Annotated in this window: 1 protein-coding gene; it reads left to right on the plus strand. The window is 41.8% G+C overall.

Annotation, left to right across the window (positions count from 1 at the left end; translation table 11 throughout):
* A partial coding sequence (locus F1379_RS29640; protein WP_203457204.1) for a TonB-dependent receptor occupies positions 1 to 505 on the plus strand: 505 nt, incomplete at both ends.

Below are 505 nucleotides of genomic sequence, written 5' to 3' on the forward strand. Positions count from 1 at the left end.
GGTTATTCGGATGCGGTGAATAAAAATAGCCGAGTAGTGAATAATACCGCTCGTCGTCAAGGTAATTATTTGGCGAAATTCGGCTATGATATTACCGATAAACAGCGTATCGGCTTAAGTTTCCGTCAAGAGTCGTTTTATGGTGCGGGACAAGATCGTTTCGAGATGATTTTTAATAGCCGCCCGGTAAATGCGAACACGACCAAACGTACCTACAACCTTGAGTATGATGCGAAAGACATCGGCTTTGCTCGAGACGTTAAAGCGAATGTGTTCCATATTTTAGGGACGGATAAGCGAGAAGATTATCAGCAAAATAAATTAACCGGTTATCAACGTAGTTCTAAAACCAAAACAACGGGGGCTAATTTAGGCTTTACCAGCGAATTTGGCGGAGAGCATCTGTTTAAATATGGTGTGAATCTGCGTAAAGAGCAGACAGGTAGTCAGAATTCGTTCGGCAATATTAAAGGCGAACAAAAATTCGAATACGGATTATATGCCG

Source organism: Paenibacillus tepidiphilus (assembly GCF_008635795.1).
In the GTDB taxonomy this organism is placed as follows: Bacteria; Bacillota; Bacilli; order Paenibacillales; family Paenibacillaceae; genus Paenibacillus_AQ; species Paenibacillus_AQ tepidiphilus.